This is a genomic window from Streptomyces aureocirculatus, assembly GCF_000720475.1.
Lineage (GTDB): Bacteria > Actinomycetota > Actinomycetes > Streptomycetales > Streptomycetaceae > Streptomyces > Streptomyces aureocirculatus.
This window is the reverse complement of the sequence record NZ_JOAP01000068.1, coordinates 1-15,357: the sequence shown is the minus strand read 5'-3', so window position 1 is coordinate 15,357 and position 15,357 is coordinate 1. Positions and strand designations below refer to the sequence as shown.

The following is a 15,357-nucleotide window of genomic DNA, read 5'->3' as shown; positions in this document are numbered from 1 at the left end:
GGCATGTTGACCCTTCTACGGTGTGGTCGACCGGAGAACGAGCGGATCCCGCTTCCCCGCATTCCTGGATCCGCCGCTCCCCGTCCACACCGAGGAGAGACCCCCATGCAGCACAGACACCCCTCCCCGACTCGACGTAGCCGTACCGCTCGCCATCGCGTCCAGGCAGCCGGTGCCGCCCTCGCGGCCGCCGGCGCGCTCGTCCTCGCCGGACTGCCGGGCTCCGCGTCCGCGCAGTCCGACGCTCCCTCCCACACATCCCCCACACCCTCCCCGCGCGACGCCGCCGCCACCGCAGCCGTGGCGAAGACGTCGCCCGAGGTCCTGAAGGCCATGCAGCGCGACCTCGGCCTGACCGCCGCGCAGGCCAAGGCCCGCCTGGTCAACGAGGCGGAAGCGGGCGCGACCGCGGGATCGCTCCAGTTCGCGCTCGGCCGTGACTTCGCCGGCGCCTGGGTGACCGGCGCCACCTCGGCCTCGCTCACCGTCGCCACCACCGACGCCCGGGACGTCGCGGCCATCGAGGCCGAGGGCGCCCGCGCCCTGCTGGTGCGGCACTCCGTCGCCCAACTGGACGCTGCGAAGGCCAAGTTGGACCGGGCCGCCAAGAGCATCCGGACGGCCGACGCGCCCGTGTGGTACGTCGACGTGAAGTCCAACGCGGTCGTCGTGAACGCCGTGCGGGCCTCCGCGGCCGGCAAGCTCGTCGCCGCAGCCGGAGTCGACGCCGACCTGGTGAAGATCAAGAAGACCGCCGACCGGCCGCGCTCCTTCTACGACATCGTGGGCGGCGAGGCGTACTACATGGGCAGCGGCGGCCGCTGCTCGGTCGGCTTCTCCGTCACCCAGGGCGCCACGCAGGGCTTCGCGACCGCGGGCCACTGCGGCCGGGCGGGCACCACGACGCGCGGCGTCAACCAGCAGGCCCAGGGCACCTTCCGGGGCTCGATCTTCCCGGGCCGGGACATGGCGTGGGTGGCCACCAACGCGCAGTGGACGGCCACACCGTACGTGAAGGGCGCCGGCGGCCAGCGTGTGGGCGTGGCGGGCTCGACACAGTCCCCGGTGGGCGGCTCGATCTGCCGCTCCGGATCGACCACCGGCTGGCACTGCGGAACGATCTCGCAGCACAACACCAGCGTCACCTACCCCGAGGGCACCATCAACGGTGTGACGCGCACGACCGTGTGCGCGGAGCCCGGTGACTCCGGCGGCTCGTACATCTCGGGCAGCCAGGCGCAGGGCGTCACCTCGGGCGGCTCGGGCAACTGCCGCTCCGGCGGCACCACGTTCCACCAGCCGATCAACCCGCTCCTTCAGCAGTACCAGCTCACGCTGAAGACCACGGGCGGCGGCCAGGACCCGGGCCCCGGCCCCGGTGACCCGACCGACACCTGGGCGGCGGGCTCCGTCTACGCGGCCGGTGACACGGTCACCTTCGACGGTGCCACCTACCGCTGCCTCCAGCCGCACCAGGCACAGCCTGGCTGGGAGCCGCCGAGCACCCCCGCGCTGTGGGAACAGTCCTGACGAACGGACACTGACCCGCTCGGGCCCGCCCTGACCGGCGGGCCCACCGGGCCCCGCAACGGGCCCCACACTCATCCGCGCTGGTGGGAGCGCGGGTGCGGACCCCAGGGCGGGGAGGTCGTGACTCCGGGGGGAGGCACGGCCGCAAGGACCGGATTCCGGCCTCGGCCGACCGTGTGGGCGGTCGGCCGAGGACTCCGCGGTCGTACGCAGTCGCCACTGCCGCGGCACGGTCCTTGGCGCCCGACTCGCCGTGGATGTGGGCGAGATGGGTCTTGACCGTGGCTTCGCCGGTACAGCCCCTCGGCGGCGCCCCGGTTCGAGGTGCCCCCGGCGACGAGCGCGAGCACTTCCCGTACGCGGGTGCTCAGCGGTTCGTCGCCGGGGGCACGCACGCGTCGCCAAAACTCACTGGGCGCTGTCAGTGGCGAAACGTAGGCTCGCCCCTGATGCCGACGACAGATGCACCTGCCGAGGAACCCGGCGGCCGGTCCGCCGTCCGGACGCTCAGACGGCTGTGGCCGTATGTGCGTCCCATACGCACACGCCTGTTCACCGCGGGGTTCGTCGCCATCGTGGCGTCGTGCACGGGCCTGGTGTTCCCCCTCGTCCTGAAGTGGATGGTGGACGGCCCCGTGGCCGACCGGGACACCGGGGGTGTCTGGCTCGGCGCGCTCCTGCTCCTGGGGCTCGGCGTCGTCGAAGCGCTCCTTTTCGGACTCCGTCGCTTGCTGGTGGCGCGGCCGCTCGCCGGTGTCGAGGCCGACATGCGGGCAGATCTCTTCCGCCATCTCCAGCGGGTCCCGGTCGCCTTCCACGACCGGTGGGCGTCGGGGCAGTTGCTCTCGCGCGGGACGACGGACCTGATGCTGCTGCGGATGTTCCTCGCGTTCCCGCTGACGTTCCTGGTGGTCAACGGCGCGACGATCCTCGTGGGCATGGCGATCCTGCTCGCCCAGGACTGGGCCCTCGGCCTGGTGCTTCTCGCCCCCGTGGTGCCGATGGTGGTCTTCCTCGCCTACTTCGAGGGACGGTACGCCGCCGTGTCGCGGCGCGCGCAGGACCAGGTGGGCGATCTGACGACCGTCGTCGAGGAGAGCGTCCTCGGCATCCGGATCACCAAGGGTTTCGGACGGCACCGCAGTCAGGCCCTGGCGTTCCGCGATCTTTCCCGCATGCTGCGCGGCACGGAGCTGGCCAAGGCCCGGCTCCTCGCCGCGATCTACGGCGTCATCATGACGCTGCCGGAGCTGGCGATCGGGGCGGCGCTCGTCCTCGGCTCGGTGCAGGTGGCCGACGGCGACCTGTCGACGGGCACGCTGGTGGCGTTCCTGTCCACGGCCCTCGCGCTGCGCTGGCCGGTGGAGTCGATCGGCTTCCTGCTCGCGATGAGCCAGGAGGCGGCGACGGCGACGGAGCGGTACTTCGAGGTGCTCGACGCGGAGCCGGAGTCGGACACCGGCCAGGAGCGGAAGCCGCAGCCTGATCCGGACACGGGGCCGGAGCCCCCGGTGCCGGACCCCGGCGCCGGCCCGGCGCCGGGCGCGCTGTCGAAGGTGGGCCCGCTGCCCGTGGACGGCATCCGCTTCGACGCCGTCCAGTTCCGCTACCCCGACGCCCCGGAAGGCTCCCCGGCCGTCCTGGAACGGATCGACCTGCACATTCGCACCGGCGAGACCATGGCGCTCGTCGGCGCCACCGGCAGCGGCAAGACGACGCTGACGGCCCTCGTGCCCCGCCTGTACGAGGTGACGGGCGGGCGCATCACGCTGGACGGTGAGGACATCGCCGCGATGCCGCGCGCACGGGTGCGCTCACTGGTGTCCATGGCCTTCGAGGAGCCCACGCTGTTCTCCGCCTCCGTGGGCGAGAACGTCCTCATGGGCTCCGGCGGCGGTACGGGCTCCGGTGGCCTTGACCGGGCGCTCGCGGTGGCGCAGGCCGAGTTCGTGCACGCCCTGCCGCAGGGGGCGGACACCCAGGTCGGGGAACAGGGGCTGAGCCTGTCGGGCGGTCAGCGGCAGCGGCTCGCGCTGGCCCGCGCGGTGGTGGGCAACCCGCGCTTCCTCGTGCTCGACGACCCGCTCTCCGCCCTCGACGTGCACACCGAGGCGCTGGTGGAGGCGGCGCTGCGGCGCGTCCTGAAGGACACCACGGCCCTGGTGGTGGCGCACCGCCCGTCGACGGTCCTGCTAGCCGACCGGGTCGCGCTGCTGTCCGGGGGCCGCGTCACGGCGGTGGGCACGCACCAGGAACTGCTGCGGGAGAACGCGGAGTACGCATGGCTGATGTCTGGGGGGACGGAAGGATGAGCACGGTCGACGAAGCCTTCGACGAGGACTCGCTCCCCGCTCCCCCGGGCGCCACCGGCGCCCTGCTGCGCTCCCTCCTCGCGCCCCGCCGCGCCCGCGTCGCCGTGGCCGCCCTGCTGCTTCTGGTGCAGCAGGCGGTCATCCAGGCGGGGCCGATGCTCGTCGCGTACGCCATCGACCGTGCCGTGCCCGCCTTCCGTGCGGGCGACCACGGTCCGCTGATCACGGTGGGCGCGGCCTACCTGGGGTGTGCGGTGGCAGCGGGGGCTTTCCAGTACGCGTTCATCCTGGCGTCCGCGCACGTCAACCAGGACGTGCTGCTCGACCTGCGGGGCCGCATCTTCCGGCACGCGCAGGCGCTCAGCGTGGACTTCCACGAGCGGTACACGTCGGGGCGGCTCATCTCCCGCTCGACCACGGACGTGGAGTCGCTGCGCGAACTGCTTGAGGAGGGCCTTCAGGAACTCCTCACGGTCGTCCTGTCGTTCGTCTCCATCTCCGTACTGCTGCTCTGGCTCGACCTGGGCCTCGGCGCGGTCGCCGTCGCCTCCTTCGTGCCCCTGTACCTCCTGATCCGCCTCTACCAGCGGCGCGCCGGCCAGGTCTACCGTGCCCGTTCCACTGCCGTCGCCGCCGTCATCGTGAAGTTCACGGAGACGATGAACGGCATCCGCCCGGTACGGGCGTTCCGCCGCGAGCGGGCCAACGAGGAGCAGTTCGGCGCGCTCAACCGCCGGCACGAGCGCACCAACGGCGACGCGCTCCTGGAGATGGCCCGGTACGTGGTGGGCTCGCGCCTCGTCGCGAACACCGCGGTCGCGGGGATCGTGCTGTGGGGCGCGTACCGCGTCGCGCAGGACACGCTCGCGCTCGGTGTGCTCGCCGCGGCCGTGCTCTACCTGCGGCGGCTCTACGATCCCATCGACCGGCTGGGGATGTTCCTCAACTCCTACCAGTCCGCGGCGGCCTCGCTGGAGAAGATCGCGGGTCTGCTCGCGCAGACGCCGTCCGTGCCGGAGCCCGCGCCCGGCACCGAGAAGCCGCTGCCGCCGCTCGCCTCGGCACAGCCTGGCAGGACCGTCGAGTTCGACGGCGTGCGCTTCGCGTACCGCACCGGCGGGGAGGTGCTGCCGCGCTTCGACCTCACCCTGCCGGCCGGGCAGACCGTGGCCGTGGTCGGCTCCACCGGCGCGGGCAAGTCGACCCTCGCCAAGCTGCTCGCCCGCTTCTACGACCCCTCACCGGACGCGTCCGACGCCCCCGGCCTGGAGGACGCCGCCGGTGGTCGCCCCGGCCTGGAGGGCGCCGCCGGTGGTCGCCCCGACCGGGAGGGCGCCGCCGGCGGCCGTGTCCTGCTCGACGGCGTCGACCTGCGCGACCTGACGACCGCCGAGCTGCGGCGCGGCATCGTGATGGTCACGCAGGAGGCGTTCCTGTTCTCCGGCACGGTCGCGGAGAACATCGCGATCGGGCGCCCGGACGCCACCCGCGAGGACATCGAAAGGGCCGCGAAGGCCATCGGTGCCCACGACTTCATCGCCTCGCTGCCCGACGGCTACGACACCGACGTACGCAAGCGCGGCGGCCGCATCTCGGCGGGCCAGCGCCAGTTGGTGGCGTTCGCACGGGCCCTCCTCGCCGACCCCGCCGTCCTGATCCTGGACGAGGCCACCAGCTCCCTGGACATCCCCGGCGAGCGGGCCGTGCAGCGGGCGATGGACACCGTGCTGCACGGCCGCACCGCCGTCGTCATCGCCCACCGCCTGTCGACGGTGGAGATCGCCGACCGCGTCCTGGTGATGGAACACGGCCGCATCGTGGAGGACGGCACCCCCGCCGAACTCATCAGGGGCACCGGTCCTTTCGCGGAGCTGCACCGGGCGTGGCGGGACAGCGTGGTGGGTGGCGGCAAGGTCTCGTAGCCCCTGGCCGGAGGAAGGTCAGACCCCGCATACCGGACACAAGAATTCGGGCACCGAACGTAATCCAGCCAATGTGGGTTCACTCACCTGACATGTCCCTGACTTGAATGGCACTCTTCCCCTCACCAGTCGCACGCGCGCTCACGCGTGAGCGGCGGGTGCACCCCCGGGTGCACCGTTCCGTACAGCACCACGTACTGCCCTGCTCCGCCCCGGACGGTCACCGCCGTCCGGACGCCCCCTGGCCGCCCGATCGGCGGTCGCGCAGAAGGAGTTCGTGTTGAGCACATCCCCCACCCCCCGCAGAAGTTCCGCACGCAGGCGGGCCACCGCCATCGGCACCTTCACCGCCGTCGCGGCCCTGCTCGGCATGGCCGTACAGGCGGGCACCGCGTCCGCCGACGGACAGCCGTCCGGCACCAGGGCCGACACCGGCGCCCTGCCCGCGAAGCTCACGCCGTCGCAGCGCGCGGAGCTGATACGCGAGGCGGACGCGAGCAAGGCCGCCACCGCCGACACCCTCGGCCTCGGCGCCAAGGAGAAGCTCGTCGTCCGCGACGTGATCAAGGACCGCGACGGGACCACCCACACCCGTTACGAGCGCACCTACGCTGGGCTGCCGGTACTCGGCGGCGACATGGTGGTCGCCACCGACAAGTCGGGCGAGGTCACCGACGTCAACCGGGCCTCCAGGGCCAGCCTCAAGGGCCTCGGCACCGACGCCGAGGTGAAGGCCGCCGCCGCCGAGCAGCAGGCACTCGGCGCCGCCAAGGCCGAGAGGTCCACGAAGACCAAGGCGGCCAAGGCGCCGCGCAAGGTGGTCTGGCTCGCCGACCCCAAGGGCGGCGCCCCGGTCCTCGCGTACGAGACCGTCGTCGGCGGCCTCCAGCAGGACGGCACGCCCAACGAGCTGCACGTCGTGACCGACGCGGCCACCGGCAAGAAGCTGGGGCAGTGGCAGGGCGTCCACCAGGGCACCGGCAACACCCAGTACAGCGGCCAGGTCCCGCTCACCACGCAGCAGTCGGGCTCGCAGTACACGCTGACCGACACCGCGCGCGGCAACCACCAGACGCGCAACCTGAACCGCGGCACCTCGGGCTCGGGCACGCTGTTCAGCGGCCCGGACGACGTCTGGGGCAACGGGCAGGCGTCCAACGCCGAGACCGCGGGCGCGGACGCCCACTACGGCGCGGCCCTGACCTGGGACTACTACAAGAACGTGCACGGCCGCAACGGCATCAGGAACGACGGCAGGGGCGCCTCGTCCCGCGTGCACTACGGCAACAACTACGTCAACGCCTTCTGGCAGGACTCCTGCTTCTGCATGACGTACGGCGACGGCTCGGGCAACGCCAAGCCGCTGACGTCGATCGACGTGGCCGCGCACGAGATGACCCACGGCGTCACCGCGGCGACCGGCAACATGCAGTACAGCCGCGAGCCCGGCGGCCTCAACGAGGCCACGAGCGACATCTTCGCCGCCGCCGTGGAGTTCGGCGCGAAGAACTCCTCGGACGTCGGCGACTACCTCGTCGGCGAGAAGATCGACATCCGGGGCAACGGCACACCGCTGCGCTACATGGACAAGCCCTCCAAGGACGGCTCGTCGCTCGACAACTGGAGCAGCAGGGCCGGAAGCGTCGACGTGCACTACTCGTCGGGCATCGCCAACCACTTCTTCTACCTGCTGTCCGAGGGCAGCGGGAAGAAGGTCGTGAACGGCGTCTCCTACGACTCGCCGACGTACGACAACAAGCCCGTGACCGGCATCGGCATCGACAAGGCCGCCAAGATCTGGTTCCGCGCGCTGACCACGAAGTTCAACACGACCACCAACTACGCGAAGGCACGCACCGACACCCTCGCCGCCGCCAGTGAGCTGTACGGCGGCACGAGCAGCGCCGAGTACCTGGCGGTGGCCAACGCCTGGGCGGCGGTCAACGTCGGTTCCCGGCCATAGCCGAGACGCGTGAGGGGGTGCCGCCCCGGGGTGTTCGCACACTCCAATTCCCAGTGGCGGCGCCCCTGTTCCCCCACTGTTCGCATTCCGGACCTTGACCTTCGGCCAACGAACTTGTTTTGGCCAACATTCAATCAAGGTCATGACATGTACCTGGCCCAAATGGCACGCTTCCCCCGCACGGCACACCAGTACCGCACAGCACTTCTGGCCCGGGTGGTCCCCCATGCCACCCGGGCTCCCCCACACAAGGAGCCTGCGTGAGCCCGTACATATCGAGGAAGCGTTCCACCCTGGCCATCGCGACCGCCGTCGCCGCGGGCGCGCTGCTCGCCGCCGGACTGACCACCGGCGCCTCCGCGCAGCCGGACACCGACCGCGCGGCCACCGCCAAGGCCCCGGCCGCTTCCCCCATGCAGCTCTCCGCGTCCGTCCGCTCCGGCCTCCTGAAGGACGCCGAGGCCGGGACGGCCGCCACCGCCGGGAGGATCGGACTCGGCGCCAAGGAGAAGCTCGTCGTCAAGGACGTCGTGAAGGACCGTGACGGCACCACCCACACCCGCTACGAGCGCACCTACGACGGCCTGCCCGTCCTCGGCGGTGACCTCGTGGTCCACACCGCCAAGAACGGCGCGGTCAAGGGTGTCAGCAAGGCCACCAAGGCGTCCGTGAAGGTCGCGTCGACAGAGGCGAAGCTCGCGCCGAAGTCGGTGGCGAAGTCCGCCGAGTCCACCGCCGCGAGAAGTGGCGAAACCGAGAAGGCCGACGCGAACGCGCCCCGCAAGGTGATCTGGGCCGCCACGGGCAAGCCCGTGCTCGCCTACGAGACGGTCGTCACCGGCGTGCAGAAGGACGGCACGCCGAGCGAGCTGCACGTCGTCACGGACGCGGCCTCCGGCAAGAAGCTGTTCCAGTACCAGGCCGTCGAGAACGGCAAGGGCCACAGCCAGTACAGCGGTGACGTCACGGTCGGCTCCACCAAGAGCGGCAGCACCTACCAGTTGACCGACGGCGGGCGCGGCAAGCACAAGACGTACGACCTGGCCCACGGTTCCAGCGGCGGCAAGCTGTACACGGACGCCGACGACGTCTGGGGCACCGGCAAGCCGACCAACACCCAGACCGCGGCCGTCGACGCCGCCTACGGCGCCGGTCTCACCTGGGACTACTACAAGAACGTGCACGGCCGCAGCGGCATCAAGGGCGACGGCAAGGGCGCCTCGTCCCGCGTGCACTACGGCAACAACTACGTCAACGCCTTCTGGCAGGACTCCTGCTTCTGCATGACGTACGGCGACGGCGAGGGCAACGCCAAGCCCCTCACCTCCATCGACGTGGCCGCCCACGAGATGACCCACGGCGTCACCTCGGCCACCGGCAACATGGAGTACAGCGGTGAGTCCGGCGGCCTGAACGAGGCGACCAGCGACATCTTCGCCGCCGCCGTCGAGTTCAAGGCGAACAACGCCAAGGACAAGGGCGACTACCTCATCGGCGAGAAGATCGACATCAACGGCGACGGCTCGCCGCTGCGCCACATGGACAAGCCCTCCAAGGACGGCTCGTCCCTGGACTACTGGGACGCGAACGCCGGCAACGTCGACGTGCACTACTCGTCCGGCATCGCCAACCACTTCTTCTACCTCCTGGCCGAGGGCAGCGGAAAGAAGACGATCAACGGTGTGACGTACGACAGCCCGACCAAGGACGGCTCCAAGGTCACGGGCATCGGCCGCGAGAAGGCCGAGAAGATCTGGTTCAAGGCCCTGTCGACGTACTTCACCAGCACCACGAACTACGCGCAGGCACGCAAGGACACGGTCAAGGCCGCCGCCGACCTGTACGGCGCGGGCTCCGCGGAGCAGAAGGCGGTCGCCGCCGCCTGGACCGGTGTGAACGTCAAGTAACCCCTCGAACCGGGCGGCATGCGGGGAGACCCCCCGGATGCCGCCCGCACCATTCTCGTCGTGCGTCCGCGGGTCCGTCGTGGCTGGTCGCGCAGTTCCCCGCGCCCCTTCGGGGCGCCTTGCGCTCAGCGCATCAGCACCCCGGCCGCCTCCGCCGCCGCCTCCGACGGGACCGCCACGAGCCCCAGCTCCGCGCCGTCGGCGAGCAGCCGGTGGGCGGGCAGGACGCGGACGGTGTAGCCGAAGGGCCCGGTGCGGTTCAGGGCGAGCGGCCCCTCGTACACGTAGCGCACCGGCTGCCCGGGCACGTCGCCGTCCCGCTCGGGCCCCGACGTCGGCTTCAGGGGCACCGGGACGGCGTCCGCGATGTGGTCCTCCGGGTCGACCCGGCCCGCGACGGCCTGCACCTCGACGTCGTCGGGTGTCAGCTCGCCGAGCTGTACGCGGACCCGCAGCGCGAGGGTGGTGCCAAGCTCGGCGGTGGCGCCGAGGGCGGAGGCCTCCACATGGTCGACGGCGACGCCCGGCCAGGCGGCGCGGACCCGGGACTTCCAGGCGGCGAGGGCGATGGCGGCGTCGGGCGCGAGCACGCGGTGGGCGCGGGCGGCGGGGACGTACAGGCGCTCCACGTACTCGCGCACCATGCGCCCGGCGAGCACCTTGGGGCCGAGCCGGGTCAGGGTCCTGCGGACCATCTCGATCCAGCGGTCGGGCAGACCGCCGGGGCCGTGCTCGTAGAAGCGGGGCGCGATGCGGCGCTCCAGGAGGTCGTAGAGCGCGGCGGCCTCCAGGTCGTCGCGGCGGTGGTCGTCGGTGGCCGTGCCGTCCGCGGTGGGGATGGCCCACCCGAAGTCGGGGTCGAACCACTCGTCCCACCAGCCGTCGAGGACGGACAGGTTGAGGCACCCGTTGAGAGCGGCCTTCATGCCGGAGGTGCCGCAGGCCTCCAGTGGCCTGAGCGGATTGTTCAGCCACACGTCGCAGCCCGCGTACAGTTTCTGCGCCATCGCCATGCCGTAGTCGGGCAGGAACACGACGCGGTGGCGCACGCGCGGGTCGTCCGTGAACCGGACCAGATCCTGGATGAGGCGCTTGCCGCCGTCGTCGGCGGGGTGCGCCTTGCCCGCGACGACGATCTGCACGGGCCGCTCGGGATGGGTGAGGAGATCCATCAGCCGGTCGCGGTCCCGCAGCATCAGCGTCAGTCGCTTGTACGAGGGGACACGCCGCGCGAACCCGATGGTGAGAACGTCAGGATCAAGAACTTCATCGATCCAGCCGAGTTCGGTGGTGGCCGCGCCCCGCTGCCGCCAGGACAGGTGCAGCCGCCGCCGGACCTCGTACACCAACTGGGCGCGCAGTTCGCGGCGCAGCAGCCAGATGTCGCCGTCCTGGATGTCGGCGACGGCGTCCCAGCGCTCGGAGCCGCCCACGGACAGGGCGCGGTCGGCGCGCCCGGCGCCGATCTGGCGGGCGCCGAGGGCGAAGACCTCCGGGGCCACCCAGGTGGGGGCGTGCACGCCATTGGTGACGGAGGTGATCGGCACCTCCTCGGGGTCGAACCCCGGCCACAGGCCCTGGAACATCTCGCGGCTCACCTTGCCGTGCAGAGTGGAGACCCCGTTGGCGCAGCGACCGAGCCGCAGCCCCATGACGGCCATGTTGAAGAGATTGGGCTCACCACCCGGATAGGTCTCCATTCCCAGTCGCAGGATCAACTCGACTTCCACACCGGGGAGTTCGGCGTCGGGCCCGAAATGATGCGCGACCAGCTCCCGGTCGAAGCGGTCGATACCTGCGGGGACCGGTGTGTGGGTGGTGAAGACGGTGCCGCCACGCACGGACTCCAGGGCGGCGTCGAAGTCGAGCCCCTCCCGCACCCACTCGTGAATGCGCTCAAGACCGAGGAACCCGGCGTGCCCCTCATTGGTGTGGAAGACCTCTGGTTCGGCGTGCCCGGTGAGACGGCAATAGGTGCGCACGGCCCGCACACCGCCGATTCCGAGCAGCATCTCCTGGAGCAGCCGGTGCTCGCTGCCGCCGCCGTACAGCCGGTCCGTCACCTCGCGAGCGCCCGGGTCGTTCTCCTCCACGTCCGAGTCGAGGAGAAGCAGCGGCACCCGGCCGACCTGCGCCTGCCAGACGTGGGCGCGCAGGGCCCGGCCGCGGGGCAGGGCGAGCCGCACCAGGGTGGGAGTGCCGTCGGTCTCGCGCAGCAGGGTCAGGGGCAGCTCGTTCGGGTCGAGGACGGGGTAGTGCTCCTGCTGCCAGCCGTCGCGGGTCAGGGACTGCCGGAAGTAGCCGTGCCGGTACAGCAGTCCCACGCCGATCAGCGGCACGCCGAGGTCGCTCGCCGCCTTCAGGTGGTCGCCCGCGAGGATGCCGAGCCCGCCGGAGTACTGCGGCAGGGCCGCGGTGACGCCGAACTCGGGTGAGAAGTAGGCGATGGCGCGCGGCAGTTCGGCGTCGGGTGCGGCCTGCCGCTCCTGGTACCAGCGCTCTCCGGTGAGATAGGCGCGCAGGTCACCGGCGGCCTCGTCGAGCCGCCGCAGGAAGGTGTCGTCGGCGGCGAGGGCGGCGAGCCGTGCGCTCGGCACGGCGCCGAGGAGCCGCACCGGGTCGTGACCGGAGTCCGCCCACAGGTCCGGATCGACGTCGCGGAACAGATCGCGGGTCCCGGTGTGCCAGGACCAGCGCAGATTGCGGGCGAGCTCGTTGAGGGGTCCGAGCGGGGCGGGCAGGACGGGACGTACGGTGAATCGACGGATGGCTTTCACAGGGCACCTCTGTCGGAAGGGCGTACGTGTCTGCGGGTCGGGCCTACGCGTACCGCCGGGCGGGCGTACACGTCTGCCGGAAGGCGTGGGCGGCGTTTCGGCGTAACGGCCTGTCGGCGTAACGGCTTTTCGGCGTAGCAGCCTTTCGGCGTATCGACGGTAGCGGCGCGGGGGCTCCCACAACCACGGCGCGCGGGGGAGCACACCCGCCCCCGCTCCGATGATGTGTGCTTTCGGTGCCGCCCGCGAGGTCACGTCACCGTCCCTGCGGGCCAGGCGGGCCAGGCGGGGCCGGGGGGAACGGGACCTGGGCCAGAACCGGCACCAGCCATGTCTCCTCGTACTCCAGGTGCGCCGTCAGCTCCCCCGTCAGGCGGTCGAACTCCGCGAGGAAGGCGTCGGCGTCGCCCGTGGCGATGTCGGCGAGCAGTGCGAGGAGCCGCTCCTTGGTGCGGGTGAGTGCGCGGTGCTCGTCGGCGAGCCGGTCGAGGGTGGCCCGCAGGTGCGGGTGGTGTTCGAGGACGCCGGGGAAGATGTGGTCGTCCTCGGCGGTGTGGTGGAACGTGAGGGCGTCGCAGAACTCCAGGCAGCGCTGCCGGATCTGCAGGCCGAGCCCCGGCGCGGGCAACTGCCCGGGCCCTTGGTGGGCGGCGCGTGCGGCGAAGTGCGCGTCGGCCTCGGCGCGCAGGTGGACGAGTTGGCCGCGCAGCCAGTCGTGCACTTCGAGGAGCTTGTCGGCGAGGGAGTTGATCTCTCGGGGGGCGGGCGCGGGCAGGGGTGCGGATGTGGGCGTGGTCATGGGGAGGTGCTTCTCCAGACAGGTGGGTGGGCGACGCCGCGATGGAACGCCATGGCGGCGTCGCGAAGACGGACGCGGAGGACTCGGACACGGTGGCGCGCTCAGACGGGACGTGGGGCCGCTGAAGCCGGATGTGAGGCCGCTGAGGCCGGGCGTAGCCGACCTGTCGGGCCGGTCGTGAACCGACCGCTCAGGCCGGACGCAACCGGCGACTCAGGCCGGTCGGGCCCGGCCGCTCAGGCCGGACGCCCCGGGCGCGCGGGCACGGTCACGTCAGCGAAGTGCCGTCGCCGTACGGCGAGGTGAAGTGAGTACGCAAGGTGAAGTCCCTTGGTGAAGGCGCTCGCCCGGTCACCGGCCTGCCCACTGCTCTTTGGCCGGTGCCACGCGGCACCCGCCCATTACAGACGCCGCCGACGTGCCCTGTCAACGCGGATACGGCACCCGGGCCCGCCGGACGGGTCGGCACCCACACCGGCCCTTGTCGCAGTCCGGACTGCGACAAGAATCCGAAGCGGGTTGCCGCCCAGGGCCCTGACTGGATCCTCGTGTACGACGAAAACCCAAGTCAATCCTCAGCCTTGCTAGCAGGTCCCCAAGCCAGACCTTGGGGGCCGGGAGTCGGCCGGGCGGTACGGGGTGAGCGTCGACCGGACGTACGGCGCGGCGCTCGACGGACTCGCGGTGCGGGCCCGCCCGGGGCAGGTGCTCCAGCGGACTTCGGCGACCGCACCGCGCCGCACGTCGCGGGCGCGGCGGCGCTGTATCTCTCCGGCCAACCCTCGGCACGGCCCGACGAGGTGGCCGAGGCAGTCGTCAGGTGGGCGGTCCCGGGCCGGGTGTCCGGCGGGGGATCCGGTTCGCCGGACAGGTTGTCGCAGGTGAACGGTCTTCAGGCGGCGTCCCGCGGTCGTTCTTCGCCGGTGCGGGAGCGACTCCGCGGGCTCGGCGGGGGCCGGTCGCCGGCGGTTCGCGGCGTGCGATCGGCCAGGCCGGACTTGTGCGGGTCGATACGCACTAGTAGTTAACAAAGCGCCGGATTGCGCACCCGAACAGAGTGGGAAGGCTCCTCCGGTACGCACACGCACCCGCCGTCGGCGGCCTCGCGTGTGCCGCGGAACCTCTCCACAGCCCAACTGCGCCCACTCGTACGCGGAACAGGAGCGGTCATGTCCCGACCCCGCACTTCCTCGGCGGAGTTCGACGCCCCGAGTCATTCCCCGAGTGATTCCCCGAGCGACGCCCCGGGTGATTCCCCAACCGTCTCCCCGAGTGGCCCCCCGGGTGGCCTCCCGCCGCTCACCGGCCGGATTCCCGTACTCGATGTGGGCCCCGTGGTGCACGGTGGCCGCAGGCCGGCCAAGGCCGTCGTCGGCGAGACGTTCCAGGTGACGGCGACCCTCTTCCGCGAAGGCCACGAAGCGGTGGCCGGGAACGTCGTGCTGCGGGACCCCGCGGGGCGCCCGGGGCCCTGGACACCGATGCGTGAGCTCGCGCCGGGCACCGACCGGTGGGGGGCGCGGGTCACGCCCGACCGGGAGGGCGAGTGGACCTTCGCGGTGGAGGCGTGGGGCGACCCGGTGACGACGTGGCGCCACCACGCGGGCATCAAGATACCCGCGGGCATCGACACGGAACTGGTCCTGGAGGAGGGCGCACGGCTGCACGAACGCGCCGCGGAGGCGGTGGGGACCGCGGGAGCGGCCGGAACCGCGGAAGCCGCAGGAAGCACAGAAGCGGCCGGAACCGCGGAAGCCGCCGGACCCGCAAAAGCGGCCGGAAGCTCGGAAGCCGCCGGAAGCGTCGAAGCCGTCGGTGTCCTGCGCGCCGCGGCCGCCGCCCTGCGTGACCGGAACCGTCAGCCCGCGGCGAGACTCGCCGCCGCCCTCACCCCGGAGGTGGACGCCGTCCTCGCCCGGCACCCGCTGCGCGAACTCCTCACCTCCAGCGCGGAGTTCCCGCTGCGCGTGGACCGCAGGCGCGCGCTGTTCGGTTCCTGGTACGAGTTCTTCCCGCGTTCGGAGGGCGCTGTGGTGCGGGAGGGGGCGGCGCCGGTCTCGGGAACGTTCCGCAGCGCCGCGCGGCGGCTTCCCGCGATCGCGGAGATGGGCTTCGACGTCGTCTATCTGCCGCCCGTGCACCCCATC

The 15,357-nt window shown here is 71.9% G+C and carries 8 protein-coding genes and 1 pseudogene; 6 read left to right on the top strand and 3 right to left on the bottom strand.

Annotated elements, in window-relative coordinates; translation table 11 throughout:
• Positions 1-105: 105 nt before the first annotated feature.
• Positions 106-1,530: a carbohydrate-binding protein gene (locus tag IG78_RS0137505; RefSeq protein ID WP_030572974.1), complete on the top strand. Its 1,425-nt coding sequence runs from the start codon at positions 106-108 to the stop codon at positions 1,528-1,530.
• 187 nt (positions 1,531-1,717) lie between these two features.
• On the opposite strand, the pseudogene IG78_RS51900 reads toward IG78_RS0137505, so the two are convergent.
• A pseudogene (locus IG78_RS51900) lies at positions 1,718-1,979 on the bottom strand (response regulator transcription factor); the annotation flags it as partial.
• On the opposite strand from IG78_RS51900, the gene IG78_RS0137500 reads away from it, so the two are divergent.
• The 4 genes from IG78_RS0137500 to IG78_RS0137485 all read left to right on the top strand — a co-directional run bounded on the left by IG78_RS0137500 (position 1,980) and on the right by IG78_RS0137485 (position 9,634).
• On the top strand, positions 1,980-3,842 hold the full coding sequence (locus tag IG78_RS0137500; RefSeq protein WP_030572971.1) for an ABC transporter ATP-binding protein: 1,863 nt from the start codon (positions 1,980-1,982) through the stop codon (positions 3,840-3,842). It begins immediately after the preceding pseudogene.
• Positions 3,812-5,764: an ABC transporter ATP-binding protein gene (locus IG78_RS0137495; protein WP_030572969.1), complete on the top strand. Its 1,953-nt coding sequence runs from the start codon at positions 3,812-3,814 to the stop codon at positions 5,762-5,764. Before IG78_RS0137500 ends, IG78_RS0137495 begins: the two co-directional genes overlap by 31 nt.
• A 280-nt stretch (positions 5,765-6,044) precedes the next feature.
• Complete coding sequence (locus tag IG78_RS0137490; RefSeq protein WP_030572967.1) at positions 6,045-7,727, top strand: M4 family metallopeptidase; 1,683 nt, start codon at positions 6,045-6,047, stop codon at positions 7,725-7,727.
• A 260-nt stretch (positions 7,728-7,987) separates the two neighbouring features.
• Complete coding sequence (locus IG78_RS0137485) at positions 7,988-9,634, top strand: M4 family metallopeptidase (protein ID WP_030572965.1); 1,647 nt, start codon at positions 7,988-7,990, stop codon at positions 9,632-9,634.
• A gap of 125 nt (positions 9,635-9,759) precedes the next feature.
• Here IG78_RS0137485 and glgP read toward each other — a convergent pair whose 3' ends face one another.
• Both glgP and IG78_RS0137475 read right to left on the bottom strand, forming a co-directional pair.
• Positions 9,760-12,411, bottom strand: coding sequence for an alpha-glucan family phosphorylase (gene glgP / locus IG78_RS0137480; protein ID WP_030572962.1), 2,652 nt, complete (start codon positions 12,409-12,411; stop codon positions 9,760-9,762).
• 256 nt (positions 12,412-12,667) lie between these two features.
• Positions 12,668-13,210 carry a hemerythrin domain-containing protein gene (locus tag IG78_RS0137475; RefSeq protein ID WP_051853361.1) on the bottom strand — a complete coding sequence of 181 codons (543 nt, stop codon included), beginning with the start codon at positions 13,208-13,210 and terminating at the stop codon, positions 12,668-12,670.
• Between the two features lie 1,169 nt (positions 13,211-14,379).
• Here IG78_RS0137475 and IG78_RS0137465 point away from each other — a divergent pair.
• Positions 14,380-15,357, top strand: a 978-nt coding sequence (locus tag IG78_RS0137465; RefSeq protein WP_030572953.1) for a maltotransferase domain-containing protein, incomplete at its 3' end; no start/stop codon positions are given.